Here is a 17,438-nt window from a genome sequence, read left to right on the forward strand (position 1 = left end):
GGTCGATCTTCAGACGAAGGCCATCGACCGGCAGCCCGACGGTGCCGAGGAGGCGGGGCTGCGCAGACGCGCGTCGATGGTCTTCGGGTCCCAGGCTGGTGATCGGGCTGCCTTCGGTCTGGCCGTAGAGGTTCACCATCGCGACGTCGGGGAGGACGTCGAGAACCCGTCGTAGTGTCTCCATCGTGATGGGCGACGCACCGTAGATCAACGTTCGCAAGGGGACCGCGTCGAGAAGCCCCTGCGCGAGCAGCATTTCGATCATCGTCGGCACCAGCAGACAGTGCGTGGCTTCCAGCGCCGCAAGGCCGCGCCACCAGTCGAACGAGAACTTCGTGGTGCAGATGACCGCTGCTCCGGTCGACAGCGCGACGAGAACGTTGCCCAAGCCGCCGATGTGGTGAAGGGGCGAGCCCGTGGCATACCGCTCGTCTGGGCCAAGACCGATCAGTGGGCCGAGCACCCCGGCCCGGGTGTCGAGCACCCGTTCGGTGAGAGGCACGCCCTTGGGGATCCCCGTCGTGCCCGCGGTGTGGAGAAGGATCGCGGTGGATCCGGCTTCGTCATACAGCGGACAGGTCGAAACGGGAAGGGATGGAACTGCCACCACCGATGCCCCGACCATGTCGGCGACCTGCCGGGCCATCTCGGCGAACCGTGCCTCGGTGAGCAAGACCGGCGATCCGACTCGGCGCACGGTGTCGGCCAATTCCCTGGCCGTTTGCCGGGGGTCGAGTGGCGCGAGTGGCCGGTTTGCGGCGGCGCCGCCGACGAGCATGGCCAGGGCGTCGGCATTCGTGGTGAGTAGCGCTGGGATGGGTTGGCCTGCAGTCACATCCACACCGACCAGCAAGTCGGCTGCTGCGACCGCCTTTCCCACCAGTTCGCGGCCGGTGACCGACCCGGCTTCGTCGATGATGGCGGGGCGGCCGCTGTGCTCGTGGATGGCACACAAACGCTGCACCCACGTCATGTCCGACGGCGCAGGATTAGACGGGTGGGTACGCCGGCGGCGGGTAGACGCCGCGCAGTCCCCACGGAACGAAGTTGAAGAAGTACTCGAGCTCATCGCTCGCGTCGTAGTCGGGATTCGGGTCCATGTGAGCTCCTTGCAGATCGTCGGCCGTGCCAGGCAACTGTATCCGCACCATTGGTAAATACAATAACTATTTAACTATTTACGCGCGTCGGCGAGCCTCGGCGCTAACCATTCCGTGCCTGCGGAAAGTAGACCTCCTGCGCTGCAGTGCACAGCAACGCCCCGGCACGGCTGAAGAAGGTGCCGTTCGCCAGCGCCCTGCCATCGACGCCGCTGGGCGAATTCTGTTCGTAGAGCATCCAATCCGCGAAATCCGCGGGCCGCTGAAACCACACTGAGTGATCAAGCAGCGCCGACACGTCCGTCGGTGCCTTCCCCATCGGTCCGAGCGCGGGCTCGAGCAGAGTCAGTGCGCTGAGATAGGTCAGCACGCAGCTGTTGACCACCGGATCGATGGGGACCGTGCCACGGGCACGTAGCCAGATCCGGCTCGTCGGCGCAGGCGGATCACCCGACTCCATGGCGACGCGTGGCGGCAGGTCCACATACCGGGTATCGAAGGGTCGCTCGCTCACCCACCAACCGCCGACCTCGTGCGCATATGGCGCAAGTTGTCGTTCGATGGGGACCAGGGCGTCCGGCCGTGGTAAATCGGGCATCGCCCGGTGGTAGTCGGCGCCGTCGACGCCACCGGTGAACGACGCGATCCCCTCTACGAGCACCTTGCCATCCTGGGTCGCGACGACACGCCGGGACGAGAACGTTCCGCCGTCGCGCAGCCGAACGACCTCGAAGTCGACGGGTCGACGCGCGTCGCCCAGTCGTAGAAAATAGACGTGCAGGCTGTGCGGCGGTCGCAGCGGCGCGGTCCGGCTGGCCGCCATCAGCGCCTGCGCGGCGATCTGCCCACCGACGATGTGGTGGTTCGGCGGATCGGGCTGCGTGCCTTGAAACCTGTCAGGCCCAAGCTCCTCGAGCTCGAACAGATTCAGCACATCGCTGAGCGACGTCAACATCTCCGAACCCCGTCTCCGTGTTCCTAAAGCGATAAATAGTTTACGGTTTATCTCACAACGGCATGGAGGAGGCTACGGCAGCGTGCGAATAATCGTCACCGGTGGCAACAGCGGCGTCGGCAAGGCAACGGCTGCCGCGATGGTCGCAGCCGGCCACGAGGTCGTCATCGCCTGTCGGTCACTCGACAAGGCTCGCGAGGCGGCTGCCGCCATGCCGGGAGAAGTCGAGGTCCGTGAGCTCGACCTGGCCGACCTCACCAGCGTGCACGCGTTCGCCGACACCGTCGACTCCGTGGACGTGCTGGTGAACAACGCGGGCGTGCTGGGCCTACCGCTGACACGAACGGCAGACGGCTTCGAGGCACACATGGGCACCAACCACCTCGGTCACTTCGCCTTGACGTGTCTTCTCGGCGACCGGATCCGTGATCGCGTGGTCGCGGTCGCAAGCACGAACTACGCGACGGCCAACCTTCACTTCGACGACCTCGATTGGCGCGTGCGCCGCTACAACCCATGGGCCGCCTACGGGGAGTCCAAGTTGGCGAACCTGCTGTTCGTACGCGGGTTGGTCGCGCGCGGCAAGACCGCCTACGCCTCGGACCCCGGCATGACCGACACCGGGATCACCCAGAACGGCTCCGGCGTGCTGCAGTGGGCGGGACGAGTAATCTCGCCGCGCATCGCCCAGAGCCCCGCCGACGGCGCCCGGTCGACCGTCCAAGCCATCACGACGAACCTGCCCAATGGGACGTACCTGGCCCCCCGCGGCCCGTTCCATCAGTGGGGCAAACCCAAGCCGACCAAACTGATGGACAAGGCCCGCGACGACGACAGCGCGCGACGACTGTGGGAGTTGTCCGAAAAGCTGACCGGGTGCCACTGGCAAGACACCTGACCCTTGACCGTCTCCATCCGAAAGGTGTTTTCATGACAGCTGATACCGAGTACGCCCGGCCCGAGATGCGGTTGGCACCCAGCCCCACCGCGGAGTCGAAGGCGTTCTGGACCGGAGGTCGGCTAGGCGAGCTGCTGATCGCCCGCTGCCACGGCTGCGGACACTTCTTCCATCCGCCGGGGCCCGTTTGCTGGCGCTGTCGAAGCACCGACGTCGCCCCGGAACCGGTGTCCGGCAGGGCAACCGTCGCCGCCTATACGATCAATCGCCAGCCCTGGATTCCCGGTTTCGAACCACCCTACGTCGTCGCGATGGTCGAGTTGGACGACGAGCCCGACGTCCGTCTGATCACCAACGTGGTCGGCGTACCCTTCGACGGCGATCAGGTCGACATTCGGATCGGTCTGCCGGTCGAGGTCTTCTTCGAAGATTGGACCGCCTTGTCCGGCGACGAGGACAGCAGGGTTTGGATCCCGTTGTTCCGTCCGGTTTCTCAAGGCTGAACGGTTCGCGTAGCACGTTCCGGCCTCGGTGCCGTTCGGCGCTGCTATTGTGACAGTTGACTGTCATACTTGCTCGACGACGAGGAGTCGCGACCATGTCCCTTGCCCTTCCGGTCACGCTGCGTTCGGCCGATGACCTCACGCCCGAGATCCTCACGACGCTGCTCCGTCGACACGATCCGACCGCCACGGTCAGCAGCATCTCGTTGACCCGAACGTGGCAGGGCACCACCTCGCACCTGCATCTGGACGTCGACTACGCCGACGCAGGCACCAGCCTGCCGCGGCACCTGTTCGTGAAGACTCAGCTCGGCACCGTGCACGATCTCCCGGCGGCCGTGGACATTTCACTGTCCGAGGGCGGTGGCGGCACGGTCCTGCTCGACGACGAGACGAAGTTCTACCGGGATCTGCGGTCCGATCTGGACGTGGAGACGATGACGACGTACTTCGCCGATCATCTCGATGGGCCATCGCAATTCCTCATCCTCGCCGAGGACATCACCCTGCGAGGCGCAACGGTTCCCGATGCGATTGCCGGCTTGTCCGTCGACCAGGTCGACCAACTCCTGCTCACGCTGAGCCAGATCCACGCACCGTTCTGGGACAGCCCACGGCTGGGCGACGGCGGGGACCTGTCCTGGCTGCAGCACCCGATCACCGGTGGATTCGCTAACTTCCTGCGTACCAATGGGTTCAGCATCATCCGAATGTTCCTGGACCTGCCCTACAAGAAGGCGCTGCTGGACGCCACGGGCGAGGACGCCGACTCGATGGAGGCGGCGTTCTGGAAGTTGCAGGAGCAGGTCGCAGGCAACCCGATCACGCTACTGCACGGCGACCCGCACCCGCGAAATACCTACGCGCTGCCAAGCGGCCGGATGGGTGTCCTCGACTGGCAACTGGTTCGCCGCGGATCGTGGTCCCACGACGTCGGATACGCGCTCATCGGCGCCCTCACCCCGGATCTGCGGCGAGCGCACGAGCGCGAACTGCTCGACGCCTATCGGGGGCGACTGGTCGACGCCGGCGTCTCTGCGCTGCCCGACCGCGAGCAGATGTGGACGTCCTACCGGCAGAGTCCGGCGTGGGGTTTCTGCATGTGGGCGATTACGCCGGACCAGATGTATTCCGTCGAGGTGGTGGAGACGGTGCTCGGTCGGTTCGCCGAAGCCTACTCGGATCTGGGCACCGGCGCGTTGCTGCGCTGACGTCTCACACCCCTTCGCGAGCGTGCGCAGAACGCCAACTCACGTCGGCGTGTCTCATGCAGACACGCACGCTCGCGGAGGGCTAGGCGACGACGAATTCGGGTATCCGGAAACCGCTTTCGCCGAGGTCGACGATCCGCATCTCGACCTGCTGGCCGATGCGGACGTCCGCGGGAGCCACGTCGACGACGGCGTTGATCCGCAGCCCCGGTTGTTCGGCCAACTCGATCAGCGCAACGACGTAGGGCGGGACCCGGCCAGGCACCAGCGCCTGTCGCACCACGATGTAGCTGTAGATGGTGCCCTTGCCGCTGACCTCTTCGAAGTGCACGGGCCCGCCGGTGAACCGACTGCGCTCCAGCGGCGGATGGATCCACTTGCCGGTGTCGTCACAGCGGCACAGCATCAGCTTGCCGTCCTTGAGGCCCTGCCAGTACGGCGCCGTGTCGGGATCGGGCACCGGAATCGGTGGCAGGACTGCGGAATTGGTCGCTGCAGTTGATGTCATGGCTTCTCCCTGCTGTAGACGTTGGCCCCGCCGAACGGCCCGCCACCGGCGGTCACCAGTGCGAGTTGGGCGTCGTCGACCTGTCGGATGCCAGCGGCGTGCCGCAATTGCAATGCGGCTTCGTAGTGGTGGTTGAGGCCGTGGATGTACCCCTCCGACAGCAGACCGCCGTGCGGGTTTACCACGACGTCGCCGCCGTACGTCGCGCGGCCGGTCGAGAAGAACTTGCCGACCTCCCCCTTCTCACAGAAGCCGAACCCCTCCATCGTGGCCATGACCGTGTAGGTGAAGCAGTCGTACATACACGCCAAGTCCATGTCGGCAGGCGTCAGTCCCGTCTTCTCCCAGATCTTGGGTCCGGCTGTCTGCGAGTACATCTCGGTCGGATCGGCCCACTCGGTCCAGCCCGCCCCGCCCTGGGAGTTCGACGAACCGACCAACCACATCGGATCCTGCTTGCAGTTGCGGGCGATGTCCTCGCCGGTGATCAGGATGGCGACCGCGCCGTCGACTTCGGACGTGCAGTCCAGCACGCGGAACGGTTCGTTGATCCAGCGGGCGGCCAGATACTCGTCCATGGACAGAGGTTCGCGCCTCAGCGCATGCTCGTTGGGCCCGGCGTGCGCCCGCTGAGTGATGGCGATCTGCCCCAGATCCTCTGACGTGGAGCCGTATTCGTGCTGATGGCGCCGGGCCCACATGGCGAACCACTGGGGCGGCACCATGAAACCCGACGCCGTGTCGAACTGGTCGTGATGGGGTACCTGCATCGGGCCCTCGATGTGACCAAAGCGGTAGCCGGAGCGGCCGTTGAGCGAGCGGTACACCAGCACCGCCTTGCACAGACCTGCCTCGATGACCGCGGCAGCGGTGGCGATCTGGTCGGCCACCAGGTTCCCGCCCCCGTACATCGCGTTGGCCCATGCCAATTCCTCGATACCGAGCGCCCATCCAACGAAGATGGGTTGCTCCGAGTCGTTGGCCATGAAGGTGCAGATCCCGTCGATGTCGGCCGTGGTGAGGCCGGCGTCGGCGATGGCGTCCCGGCAGGCGGCGACCGCCATCCCGCGGGTGGTGCGTCCCGAATTGCGACTGTAGGTCGTGCGTCCGATTCCAACGACGGCACATGTCATGTCGATAGTCCAATCTTCTTCGGCGCGGGATCCCTGGGCAATCCCAGAATGCGTTCGGCAACAAGGTTTCTGACGATCTCCGACGTACCACCCGCAATCGTGAGACACCGGCTGAACAGATAGTCGTGAATGACGCCAGGTTCCTCGCCGACCAGGATCGCCTGGCCCGCGATGCGCAACCCCAACTCGGCGACGCGCTGGGCGTGCTCGGCGCCGAACAGTTTGGCGATGTTGCCTTCGATGCCCGCACCGGCGTCGAACACCGCGCGCGCCGCCTGCCGCAGGTTCAGCGCGACCAGTGTGTACGCCTCGATGAGCAGTGCGCCGACGTCGCGCGCCAGTCCGGTGTCGCCGGAACGGTGGCGGCCGAGTAGGTCGACGAGCGTTTGGGCAGTCATCGTCACCGACCCGCCGCCGATGGACACCCGCTCGTTGCCGAACGCCGCCATCGCCACGCCCCAACCGGCGTTCACCGCCCCGACGACGTCGGCGTCGGGGACGAACACGTCGTCGAAGAAGACCTCGTTGAACAAGGTCTCGCCGGTGATCTCGGTGAGCGGCCGAACCTGCACCCCCGCCTGGGAGAGGTCGATGATCATCGCCGTGATGCCCTTGTGCTTGGGCACGTCGGGGTCGGTACGCACGGTCGCCAGGCCGCGCTGGCAGTTGACCGCGTCGCTGGTCCACACCTTCTGGCCGTTGAGCACCCAGCCGCCGTCAACCCGCCTGGCCTTGGTGGCGACCGCCGCGGCATCCGATCCGGCGCCGGGCTCACTGAACAGTTGGCACCATCGAAGTTCACCGTCGAGGCTCGGCCAGAGCAGCCGCTCCACCTGTTCGATGCTGCCGTGCTGCAACAGTGTCGGCACTACCCATTCGCCGAGGCCGAGGCTGGGTTTGTCCAGACCGTGGAGGGCTTCGTCGATGATCAGCTGCTCGACGCTGTCGGCGCCCCGGCCGTACGGCGGCGGCCAATGCGGTTGCAGGTAGCCGCTACGCGCCCAGAGCCGTTGGCGGTCGTCGGGATTCGCCGTCCCGAGTTCCGAGCGGAAGTCCAGCGCCGACTGCCGGTACTTCTCGGCTTCCTCTGGCAGGTCGACGGTGTGACCCCGTCGCACTCCGGCGCTGTAGAGCTCGATGACTCTGTCCCGCAATGCCTCCTGGTCACCGGCGAACGCCGCCAGCACCGTGGCGCGCCTGATGTACAGGTGGGCATCGTGTTCCCAGGTGTACCCGACGCCGCCGTGCACCTGCACGTTCTGCAACGCCACCCGCTGGTACGCCGTGAGGGCATGGCCTGCCGCCATTGCGACCGCCAGCTCGGCCTCCGCCCCGGTTGCGCGGGCGGCATCCCAGGTCGCGGCTACGGCGAGTTCGGTGTCGACGAGCATGTTCGCGCAGTGGTGTTTGACGGACTGGAAGGACCCGATCGGCCGGCCGAACTGCTCACGGGTGGCGGCGTACGCGGTCGCCATCTCGGTGCAGGCGCTGAGTCCGCCGACTGCCTCCGCTGCGGCCAGCAGCCGGACGATCCTGACGGCAACGGGTGCCGCGCCGCTGAACACCTCGGCGACGGGCGCGTCCGACAGCTCGAGGACGGTGATCGGCCGCATCAGCTGGTCGACGGACCCGGTACGCGTCGCGCGGAGCCCCGCGCCGGCCTCGACGAGCACCAGATCCTGGCCCACCGGAAGCAGGAAGACGTCGGCGTTCGCTTCGCCGAGAGTTGCCACCGCGGAGGCACTGACGGCCGAATCGGAGACCTGGATAGGACTTTCGGTACCGATGCCCGCGACCGAATCACCCGAGACGAGCCTCGGCAGCCACCGTTGCCGCTGTTCGGCGGTACCGACCTCGGCGATCACCGCGGACGCCGCCACGGTGGGAAGAAACGGACCGCCGACGGCAGCTCGGCCCAACTGCTCGAGCACGACGGTCAGTTCCGGCGGCCCGTAACCCTGCCCCCCGAACTGCTCGTCGACGTGGAGACCCAGCCATCCGGTGGACACGATCTCCTTCCAGAGGCCATCGCGCTCCCACCATCGGCCCTCGAGCTCCTCGAGCAGGATGCGCCGGGCGCTCGCCATCCCGCCGCGGCCGGTCACCACCGATTTGGCGACGTCGGCGAGCGCGCGGTGGTCTTCGGTTATTGCCAATGACATATGACGGCCTCACGGGTCGGGGTCGGTCGGATCGCTCGAATCACCAGGCGGTGCCGAACTTCTCGCGGTAGGTCACTTCGATGGCGGGTCGACGCCGGGGCGGCGTCAACTTCTTTGCCGGCAGGCCGACGTACACGGCCGCCATCGGCAGCAGCGTGTCCGGCAGTTCCAGCCGTTCCCTGACCCGGTCGACGCCGAACGTGGTCAGGCCGGTAGTCAGGCAGGATCCGTAGCCGAAGTCGGCGGCTACGAGCAGTAGATTTTGTACCGCCGGGTAGATCGACGATGCCGCGTAGACCTCCGCGACCTTCTCGGTGTCGGCGCAGACCACGATGACCACCGGAGCGGCGGCGAATCCGCCTCGATTGAACCCGTATTCGAGGTCGTTGACGAGTGCCTGGTCGTCGAGGCTCCCCTTGATGAAGTCGCCTCCACCGGCATTCCACGTCTCAGTCCACCAGTCCGCAAGCAGTTTGCGGGTTTCGTCGTCACGGACCACGACGAACGACCAGGGCTGAGTGTTCTCCGCGCTCGGGGCGTGTACCGCGCTCTGAAGCATCTGCTCGATGTCAGCGTCGTGCACGTGGGCGTCCGGATCAAACCGCCTGCAGGCGCGCTGTGCCCGCATCACCGTGCGGAGTTCGGACACCTCAGTCGGCCAACCGGCGCTCGCCACGGGGCGTCCAGCCGGTCATCGACACGGTGGTCAGGTCGAGGGTCTCGCCAAGCGACAGCTTGCCGGTCATCACCCGCTCCAGGAAATTCGCCATCACGGCGTCGGGTTCTTGATCGAGCTCGTAAATGACCAAATACCGGTGCGTGGCCGGAGGAAGCTGCGCGGGCAGGTCGGGATCGTCGGGGACGTCGAGCTCGCGGAGATCGTAGCGCTGGGCTGCGACCACACCCGGAACGTCGAGCACCTCGGGTACGTGCACCTCGTCGTACCACTTGTTGAAGGAGTCGTCCTCACCCTCGATGGGATTGCTCAGGACGACGAACCGATTTCCAGACACGGAAACGCCTTTCGTTGAGGGGCCGCCCGGGAGCGACCGCACCAACACTATGACAGTCGACTGTCATAGTCAACGCGCGAGCGAAGGGGTCATCGCGGAGCGTTCGAGGTACGCATGGCCTGTCTCGCCGTCCCACTGCACCTCAGCCCAGCTGACGGTGTAGGCGCGCACCGGGTCAATGACGCCGTAGGGCAATCCGTCGGCCATGGATATCCACACGGACGACCGCACCAGCCCGTTGATGGTCTGACCACCCTCAAGGGTGAACGAGTACGTCTCGCCGTCGCGTGCCAGCGCCGCGGGCGGTGGCGCCGACGTGATGCCGACCTGACGGAGCGTGCCTTCCTCGACCACGTAGGCACCTTCCAGCGTGGTGCGGCCGTCGCGGGCCCAATACCTGCACATCCCGAACGCACGTCCGCTCGGCAGCACACCGCCTGTGATCACGTGGCCGCCCCAGTCCTTGAGAGTGTCGGCGCCACGTGGGCCCCGCGAGTGGTCGCGCCAGCCACCACCGTTGAAGTCGATCACCACCCCATCGATGGCGAGCTGACCCGTCACCCAGGTGAGTTGCTCGTAGTGCTCGCGCGCCCAACTCTGCTCGGCCATGCCAGCGCCTGCGGTCGCGGCGTCCCACACGGGCGTCACGCACTCGACTTCGAGGTCCATGCGAACGTGACTCTTGGCCCCGTCGGCGAGAGGGCTGGCGCGCATCTGCTCGTAGGACGAGCGCAGGCAGAATCCGTCAAACGTGATGCGCCACTTTCGAAACGGCTGTTCGCAGCGGAACTCGAGGTTTGCGCCCGCGGGCTGACGCTCGGCGACGGTACGGTGATAGGCCCACATGGTGAGCACGCCCTGATCCTCGGGGAGCGCTATGAGCACGCGGTCTTCCCACGTCTCCCACTTATCGGCGACGGTGCCCAGATGCAGCCACATGCCGATGTCGTTGACCGGGTCGTACGGCGTGAAGAGCAGGTTCTCCGTCCACGCGGGAATGTCGGGGCAAGCCCCGAGGGTGCGCTCGGCGTCCGGGCTCAGCCCGGATGACAAGTGCTGGACGACGCTGCTCATTTGTGTCCCCTTCTATCCGGCCGACCGGGCCAGTACGGCGATCTCGCCGGTCGAGCCGTCCACCCGCACGACGTCTCCGGTGTGCAACACCCTGGTTCCGTTCCCCGTCCCGACGACACAGGTGATGCCAAGCTCACGGGCAACGATCGCGCCGTGGCTGGCGGCGCTGCCGATGTCGGTGACGAGCGCACCCGCGAGCGACACCAGCGCCGTCCACCCGGGGTCGACGAACTTGCACACCAGCACCTCGCCGTCTTCGAGCACGTCGTCGGAGTCGGCGTCGAGCACGACCCGCACGGTGCCCTCGACCACGCCGGGCCCCGCAGGCGTACCGCGCACGCTGCGATCATCGGTGAGCGACATTGAATCGATTGCGACGGGCTCAGGCATCCCAGTGAAGATGACCGGAAGCTCAAGTGCCCGATACTCTTCGCGCCGCTCTCTGCGGAAGACGACGAGTTCGCGGGCGTTGCGCGGCAGGGTTCCGAGTAGCTCGTCGGTGGTCAGGTAGAAGGTGTCGTCGGGCGAATCGAGCGTGCCCGCCGCCACCAATTCGCGGCCAAGTGCGCCCGCGGCGGCCCGAGTTCCGTCCACCGCGGTGAGGAAGCCTGCCTTGGTGAGTTCCACCGACCGCACCTGGGCCCCGGTGAACTGCAGGAGTCTGCGAAAGAGCCGTCCCCGCAGCGCGGGCATTCCGGCGAGTAGTTCGGCTTCCGCGCGCTCGCGGGCGGCCACCGCCCGGTTTGCCCGTACCCGAGGGCGTTCGGCTTCCGGCCTGCCCGAGTGAACCGCGGCGATTCGGACTACCGCCTCAGGATCCTCCCGCCACGAGTGTCCGATGACATTGCCCTCGTTGGGGCCGTGGAAGCCATGCCGCTCGACGAACTCGGCGACCGACAGATGGCCCTGACCCACCGACCACACGTCGTCGGCGAGGCTGGTCTCGATGACACCGCCGTACCCGGCGAGCAACGTCGGCACCAGATCCGCGCGTCCGAGTCGGCCGGTCATCGACTCGACCTGAGACCGAAGCCCGTTCAGAATCATCCGAGTGCGGACATGGGCCCGCATGACGGTGGTGAACCGGTGCACCGAATCGGCCAGCAGGGCACGGGGATCGGCTGGATCGCTCGGCAGCACCTCGGCTCGCCACCAGTCCATTTGCTCGTCGTGCGCGCACTGGGGCGCCCAGCGTTGCCGAATCGCCGCCAGCGGCGCCTTTACCGCTACGAAGGGCAGCCTCATCGGGTCACTCTTGGTGGGCGTGGCATCGACGCGCACCGAACCCAACAGGTCGCGTTCGAAGTCGTCACCGTCCATGCCCGGCAGGAGACCCGCCAGTTCACGGGCACGATCGACGTTCATCGCCTGCCTGCCGTAGAAACAGGCCGTCGCCCATTGGTTCGGATCCTCTGGGACGACGAGTGCAGCCCGAGGAAGCACGCCGAAGTCGTACATGCCTGCGCGAGAGGCCAGTTCGACTCCACGACCCCAGAGCGACCAGCACAGCGGCGACAGGATGTCCGGCGTGGCCTCGCCGACGTTGGTCAGCGTCCACGTCCGGCCCGGCTCGCTGCTCCCCAGGATCGGATCCGTCAAGCCCGCGGGCATGCCGTCGTCGGCCATCATCCTCCCGATCCGCTGATGACAGTCAACTGTCACTCTCTGCGAGGATTCTGACACGCCTCATCGATGCACGTCCGGTTTTCTCAGTGTTCCGAAACGGACTTGACTATGACAGTCGACTGCCATAGCGTGCTCGGTCACAAGGCCCGCGTTCGCCGACGGCCCCCGCCTTGCGGAGATCATCGAATCCAACCCGGAAGACTGGCAATGCAATTCACCGTCTATCTGCCCAACTGCATGCACGTCGCCGCAATGACCCAGCCGTGGGAGCATGGCCTCAGCGGCCGGGACATCGCCGGGGTCGCGAAGCGCGCCGAGGAACTCGGCTACTCGATGGTCTTCCTTCCGGAGCACTTCTTCACGCCGAAGACTCACGTCGAGCTGTCCGGTGACCACTACTTCGACGCCACCACCGCCCAGGCCTTCGTTGCCGGTGCGACGTCGAGGATCACCATCGGATCGATGGTGACCATCCTTCCCTTGCACAATCCGATCATCGCCGCCAAGCAAATCAGCACGCTCGATTGGTTCAGCGGGGGTCGCGCGCAGGTCACCGTCGGCGTCGGCTGGCTCAAGGACGAGTTCGACGCGATCGGCGTGCCGTTCAACAAGCGCGGCAGGATCACCGACGAATGCCTCGAGGCGATGTTCGAATTGTGGCACAGCGAATCGCCCAGCTATGACGGCGAGTTCGTGAAGTTCGACGACATCGCGTTCGGGCCCAAGCCGATCTCCACACCTCACCCGACGGTCTGGATGGGCGGGGACGCCGACGCAGTACTGCGCCGCGCGGCCCGGTTCGGCGACGGCTGGGCGCCATGGCTGACCAAGCCCGATGAGTTGCCCGCAAAGCTCGACTATCTGCGCTCGCAGCCAGGTTTCGACGATCGGCCGTTTTCGGTGTTCTACAGTCTCGCGGTGTTGTCCATCGGCCAGGAGCACGCGGTCGTCGACGACCCGAACGCGCAGTTCGGTCAGAGCGCCCAGCAGGTCATCGACAACTGCAACATGCTCGCCGAGCGTGGCGTCACCGACACCTGGGTGAACCCACCCCCGGTGAACGACTTCACCGCCTACCTCGACCACCTGCAGTGGGTGGCAGAGGAAATCATTCCCAAAGTCGGATAGGTACGATGCTGCCGAACGTACGGCACAACTCCGTGGTCCTGCTCGACGGCACTGCGCAGGAATCGCGGGAATCGCTTGGCAACAAGGGCTTTGGCATCAACCTGATGCATAGCCTCGGCCTGCCGGTGCCGCCGGCGTTCTGCCTCCCCACCGGCGTGTGCGCGTCGCTGCTTGCTGAGGATCGGGACGTCTTGGATCGGGTCTGGCCCGAGGTGCTTGACCAGCTCCGGTGGCTGGAGGCCGCGACGTCGCGCACCTTCGGTCGCGGTCCCCGGCCACTGCTGCTCAGCGTCAGGTCGGGCGCAGCGCAGTCGATGCCGGGCATGCTGGACACGGTGCTCGACCTTGGCATGAACGACGAGGTCCACCAGTCGCTGGCCGCACACACCACACCGGAGTTCGCCGCCGACACCCGCTCCCGGTTTCAGTCGATGTATCGCAGAATCGTGCTCGACGCGGACGCATCCGCCGGCGTCCCCGTCGACCCGTTCGACCAACTTCGTGGAGCGATCGAGGCAGTGATCGCGTCATGGCACAGTCCGCGGGCGGTGGCCTACCGCACGCATCACGGGTTGGACGGCAGCGCGGGCACCGCGGTCGTGGTGCAGGCGATGGTTTTCGGCAACCTCGGTGACGACTCGGGCACCGGCGTTTTGTTTAGCCGCAATCCGGCCACGGGTGCCGACCAGCCGCTGGGCGAATGGTTACCAGGGGCGCAGGGCGAGGACGTGGTCTCGGGCACTTTCGACTGCCTGCCTCTTGATGCGTTGCGTGACGCGCAGCCAACGGTGTTCACCGAGCTGATGGCGGCGGCGAATCAGCTCGAACGCCTCAGTCGCGATGTGCAGGACATCGAGTTCACCGTCGAAGCGGGCCGACTCTGGCTGCTGCAGACCCGTGTGGCGAAGCGGTCCCCACAGGCTGCCGTGCGGCTGGCGCTGAAGTTTCACGACGTCGGTCTCATCGACGACGCCGAAGCGGTGCGACGGGTCACCCCCGAGCAGGTCCGGACACTGCTGTCACCCGCGCTGCAACCCGAAACGCGTTTCGCCGCAGAGCTATTGGCGAAGGGTTTGCCAGCCAGCCCGGGTGTTGCGTCGGGCACTGCCTACGCCGACATCGACGCTGCGCTCGACGCCGCCGACGAAGGCGAGGACGTGATCCTGGTTCGCAGCTCGACAAGCCCTGACGACGTCGCCGGGATGATGGCGGCCCGCGCCATCGTTACCGAGTACGGCGGCACCACCTCCCATGCCGCGGTGGTGAGTCGCGAGCTCGGTAGGCCTGCCGTGGTGGGCTGCGGCGCAGGATTGGCCGCCGCACTCGATGGCAAGGTAATCACGGTTGACGGCGGCGAAGGTGAGGTGCGCGAGGGCGCGCTGACCTTGGTGGCCTGGTCCGAATGCGACAGCCCCGATCTGATTGCGCTGGCGGCGCTCGCCCGCCGTGTCAGCCCACTGCGAGCCCACACCGCCGGTACGCATCCCGCACTCGCCGACACGGGCGAGGTCGCGGTGCGCGACGCGCTGGCGACCGGCCGCACCGATGTGGTCTGCGACAGTCCCCTGATCGCCATGCTGACCGCGGTCCGGCTTGCCGACGATCAACGCGACCCGCTGCACACCGAGAGGTCCGACCATGGATGAGCTGACGCTGCTGCAGGCCGTGCGACTCAAGGGCCGGGTTCGGCCCGAGGCGCTTGCCGCAACGCTCGACACGGACGAGCTCTGCGCAAATCTCACAGTCAAGCAGCTCACCGAGGCTGGCCTGTTGACCGACGGCAAGACCATCCGATTGTCCTCCGACGGCCGGACGCGCCTGACCGAGCTGCTCGCCGACGAACGAAGCAACGTCGACGATGACGCGATCGTGCGGTGCTACGACGAATTCCGCGGAGTGAACCGCGATTTCAAGGTCCTGGTGTCCGACTGGCAGCTCAAGGACGGCGCGCCGAATGATCACGCCGACGCCGACCACGACGCTGCGGTGTTGAATCGGCTCGGTGGTGTCCACCGAGCGGTGCTTCCGATCTTGGCCGCTGTCACCGAGCAGCTACCGCGACTGGACGCTTACGCGGCCAAACTGTCGGCAGCGCTGGACCGCATTCAGGCTGGCGACACGACCTGGTTCACCCGGCCGCTCGTCGACTCTTATCACACGGTGTGGTTCGAACTGCACGAAGAACTCATCGGCGCGGCCGGGCTGACCCGCGAAGACGAAGCCGCATCCGGTCTAGACGAGTAGATGAAACGAGTCGCCTACGACGGCTTGATGTTCAACGGCACGGACTGCAATGCCATGGTTCCCGTCGGCCACGGTACCTGCGGCTCCCCGCCGGCCAGCGTGTACTCGGGAATGCGGGTATGCCACTCCTCGAGGATGAGCCGAAGTTCCAGACGGGCAAGATGCGACCCGAGGCAACGGTGGGGCCCGCGCCCAAAGGCGAAGTGCACCACCTTGTCATCCAGTTTGACCTCGTCGGCGTCGTCGTACCGCCGCGGATCGCGATCGGCACTGCCGTAGCTCAGCATCACCCTGGTGTCCTTCGGCACCACTCGTCCCGCCACCTCCACCTCTTCGGTGGTGACCCGCGGGGCGAACGGCACCGGACCGTCAACGCGAAGGATTTCTTCGATGAATGCCGGAATCAACGAGAAGTCAGCGCTGATGCGATGCCGAAGGTCGGTATCCGCAGCCAACTTGGCCAACGAGAACCCGACGGCCGAGGTCACGGTGTCGAGACCGGCGAGCACGAACATGAAGCACAGGCCCAGGATTTCATTGTCGTCCATGCCGCCGTCCTCGGTGTCATGGATCAGCTGGGTCAGCATGTCACTGCCACTCTTGTCGGTCCGACGCTCGGCGATGTGCTCGGTGAGGTAGCTGAACAACTCCAGCGCGTAGGTGAGGACCTCGGGCGTCGGGTCGCCGCTGCCGGGGTCGGTGAACTGCAGGATCGAGTCCTTCCACTGCACCAACCTGTCCCTGTCCGCCATTGGCAGCCCGAAGAGAGTCAGAAACACCTGCGACGGGAACGGTGTGGCGAGATCGGCCATCACCTCACACTCACCCTTCGCGACGATCGCATCGATCAGGTCGCCCGCCTGCCTGCGAAATTCAACCTCGCGCTCAGCCATCTTCTTGGGGCTGAAGAACGGGTCCAGCATGCGGCGAAACCGGGTGTGGTCAGGCGGGTCGATGGCGATGGGCACTAGCGGGACCGGGCTGCCCAGCACGTCGAACGCCTTGGCCGACGAGAAGATGTGTGGCCGCTTTGCCGCGAACTCCACGGCCTCGGCGCTGGTGAGCACGATCTCCTCGCCGGACGCAACCGCCTCCCCCGCCTCACGGAGTTCCCGCCAGGCACGGGAACGGTCGTGTGCGAACGGTAGGTCGTTGATGTTCGAAGTCCCGTTCACGACGAGCTCTGTCATGTGGGTGGTCCCCTCCTTGGTAAGTGCGCCGGATACGAAACTGTGACAGTAGACTGTCATACTGAAAGAACTATGGTCGCCGATTCGATCGGTGTCAACGGGCCACGTCGGCGGACCGCCGTTGTACTGTCGGGACACCCGAGATGGTCCAGGAGGTTTGACAGATGGCACGGGGCGACCGTTCACCACGGAACGAACATGCGGACCGCACGCGCAATTCGTTGCTGGAGGCGGCGCTGAACTTGTTCAGCGCCAACGGCTACGACGAGACCACGACGGACCAGATCGCCGAGAGCGCGGGTCTTTCACCGCGGACCTTCTTCAGGTATTTCCCTACCAAGGAGTCGGTGCTCTTCTTCGGCGAGTACGACTTCATCGACGCCGTCAGCGGCGTATACCTGGCCCAGCCCGAAGAGATGTCCGACTTCGAGGCAATGGCCAATTCATTCGCGTTGCTGGCGCCAGGACTCAAGCGCATCCGGAAGAGGATCGCGCAGTACCACGAAGCGGTCGCGTCATCGCTGGTACTGCTCGGCCGCGAACGCCGAAACCACGCGGCCAATACCGAGACGGTTGCGAAGGTGATCGCCGACCGGCGACGCCTTCCGACGCCGGACGACGAATGCCGATTGCTGGCGTCCATCGGGATGTTGCTCATGGAGCGCGCACTGAACCAGTGGCTGACCGCGCCGG

At 66.0% G+C, this 17,438-nt stretch carries 18 protein-coding genes; 7 read left to right on the forward strand and 11 right to left on the reverse strand.

Features of this window, described 5'->3' with window-relative positions; translation table 11 throughout:
- From QOD90_RS21135 to QOD90_RS21145, 3 genes are all read right to left on the reverse strand, one after another.
- Window positions 1-973, reverse strand: a 973-nt coding sequence (locus QOD90_RS21135; RefSeq protein ID WP_526352784.1) for a class I adenylate-forming enzyme family protein, incomplete at its 3' end; no start/stop codon positions are given.
- Between the two features lie 16 nt (window positions 974-989).
- Window positions 990-1,100, reverse strand: a complete 111-nt coding sequence (locus tag QOD90_RS21140; protein WP_526352785.1) for a hypothetical protein — start codon at window positions 1,098-1,100, stop codon at window positions 990-992.
- Between the two features lie 103 nt (window positions 1,101-1,203).
- Complete coding sequence (locus QOD90_RS21145; protein ID WP_526352786.1) at window positions 1,204-2,055, reverse strand: acyl-CoA thioesterase; 852 nt, start codon at window positions 2,053-2,055, stop codon at window positions 1,204-1,206.
- Window positions 2,056-2,137: 82 nt separating this feature from the next.
- On the opposite strand from QOD90_RS21145, the gene QOD90_RS21150 reads away from it, so the two are divergent.
- From QOD90_RS21150 to QOD90_RS21160, 3 genes are all read left to right on the forward strand, one after another.
- Entirely contained in the window at window positions 2,138-2,953 is an 816-nt protein-coding gene (locus tag QOD90_RS21150; RefSeq protein ID WP_526352787.1) for an SDR family NAD(P)-dependent oxidoreductase, read from the forward strand.
- A 32-nt stretch (window positions 2,954-2,985) separates the two neighbouring features.
- Window positions 2,986-3,456, forward strand: a complete 471-nt coding sequence (locus QOD90_RS21155) for a Zn-ribbon domain-containing OB-fold protein (protein WP_526352788.1) — start codon at window positions 2,986-2,988, stop codon at window positions 3,454-3,456.
- A 95-nt stretch (window positions 3,457-3,551) separates the two neighbouring features.
- Complete coding sequence (locus QOD90_RS21160) at window positions 3,552-4,667, forward strand: phosphotransferase (RefSeq protein WP_526352789.1); 1,116 nt, start codon at window positions 3,552-3,554, stop codon at window positions 4,665-4,667.
- Window positions 4,668-4,749: 82 nt separating this feature from the next.
- Here the strand turns inward: QOD90_RS21160 and QOD90_RS21165 are convergent, their stop codons facing one another.
- The 7 genes from QOD90_RS21165 to QOD90_RS21195 all read right to left on the reverse strand — a co-directional run bounded on the left by QOD90_RS21165 (window position 4,750) and on the right by QOD90_RS21195 (window position 12,186).
- On the reverse strand, window positions 4,750-5,175 hold the full coding sequence (locus QOD90_RS21165) for a Zn-ribbon domain-containing OB-fold protein (RefSeq protein WP_526352790.1): 426 nt from the start codon (window positions 5,173-5,175) through the stop codon (window positions 4,750-4,752).
- On the reverse strand, window positions 5,172-6,308 hold the full coding sequence (locus QOD90_RS21170; RefSeq protein WP_526352791.1) for a thiolase family protein: 1,137 nt from the start codon (window positions 6,306-6,308) through the stop codon (window positions 5,172-5,174). The genes QOD90_RS21165 and QOD90_RS21170 overlap by 4 nt, the downstream gene beginning before the upstream one ends.
- Window positions 6,305-8,470, reverse strand: a complete 2,166-nt coding sequence (locus QOD90_RS21175; RefSeq protein WP_526352792.1) for an acyl-CoA dehydrogenase family protein — start codon at window positions 8,468-8,470, stop codon at window positions 6,305-6,307. The genes QOD90_RS21170 and QOD90_RS21175 overlap by 4 nt, the downstream gene beginning before the upstream one ends.
- Before the next feature lie 40 nt (window positions 8,471-8,510).
- Window positions 8,511-9,146 (reverse strand): nitroreductase family protein, encoded by a 636-nt coding sequence (locus QOD90_RS21180; protein WP_526352793.1) that lies wholly within the window; start codon window positions 9,144-9,146, stop codon window positions 8,511-8,513.
- Window positions 9,121-9,483 (reverse strand): hypothetical protein, encoded by a 363-nt coding sequence (locus tag QOD90_RS21185; RefSeq protein ID WP_526352794.1) that lies wholly within the window; start codon window positions 9,481-9,483, stop codon window positions 9,121-9,123. The genes QOD90_RS21180 and QOD90_RS21185 overlap by 26 nt, the downstream gene beginning before the upstream one ends.
- A 69-nt stretch (window positions 9,484-9,552) precedes the next feature.
- Window positions 9,553-10,557: a DUF7064 domain-containing protein gene (locus QOD90_RS21190; protein ID WP_526352795.1), complete on the reverse strand. Its 1,005-nt coding sequence runs from the start codon at window positions 10,555-10,557 to the stop codon at window positions 9,553-9,555.
- Between the two features lie 12 nt (window positions 10,558-10,569).
- Window positions 10,570-12,186 carry a PEP-utilizing enzyme gene (locus QOD90_RS21195; protein ID WP_526352796.1) on the reverse strand — a complete coding sequence of 539 codons (1,617 nt, stop codon included), beginning with the start codon at window positions 12,184-12,186 and terminating at the stop codon, window positions 10,570-10,572.
- Window positions 12,187-12,390: 204 nt separating this feature from the next.
- Here QOD90_RS21195 and QOD90_RS21200 point away from each other — a divergent pair, with 204 nt between their 5' ends.
- From QOD90_RS21200 to QOD90_RS21210, 3 genes are read left to right on the forward strand one after another with little or no spacing between them, the layout of a single operon-like run.
- Complete coding sequence (locus QOD90_RS21200) at window positions 12,391-13,311, forward strand: TIGR03619 family F420-dependent LLM class oxidoreductase (RefSeq protein WP_526352797.1); 921 nt, start codon at window positions 12,391-12,393, stop codon at window positions 13,309-13,311.
- A gap of 32 nt (window positions 13,312-13,343) precedes the next feature.
- Window positions 13,344-14,957, forward strand: coding sequence for a pyruvate, phosphate dikinase (locus QOD90_RS21205; RefSeq protein ID WP_526352801.1), 1,614 nt, complete (start codon window positions 13,344-13,346; stop codon window positions 14,955-14,957).
- Window positions 14,950-15,555 (forward strand): MarR family transcriptional regulator, encoded by a 606-nt coding sequence (locus QOD90_RS21210; RefSeq protein WP_526352798.1) that lies wholly within the window; start codon window positions 14,950-14,952, stop codon window positions 15,553-15,555. The genes QOD90_RS21205 and QOD90_RS21210 overlap by 8 nt, the downstream gene beginning before the upstream one ends.
- A gap of 14 nt (window positions 15,556-15,569) precedes the next feature.
- On the opposite strand, the gene QOD90_RS21215 is transcribed toward QOD90_RS21210, so the two are convergent.
- Complete coding sequence (locus QOD90_RS21215; RefSeq protein WP_526352799.1) at window positions 15,570-16,745, reverse strand: cytochrome P450; 1,176 nt, start codon at window positions 16,743-16,745, stop codon at window positions 15,570-15,572.
- 164 nt (window positions 16,746-16,909) lie between these two features.
- Here QOD90_RS21215 and QOD90_RS21220 point away from each other — a divergent pair.
- A partial coding sequence (locus tag QOD90_RS21220) for a TetR family transcriptional regulator (protein ID WP_526352800.1) occupies window positions 16,910-17,438 on the forward strand: 529 nt, incomplete at its 3' end.

This window comes from Mycobacterium sp. (assembly GCF_032161845.1).
In the GTDB taxonomy this organism is placed as follows: Bacteria; Actinomycetota; Actinomycetes; order Mycobacteriales; family Mycobacteriaceae; genus Mycobacterium.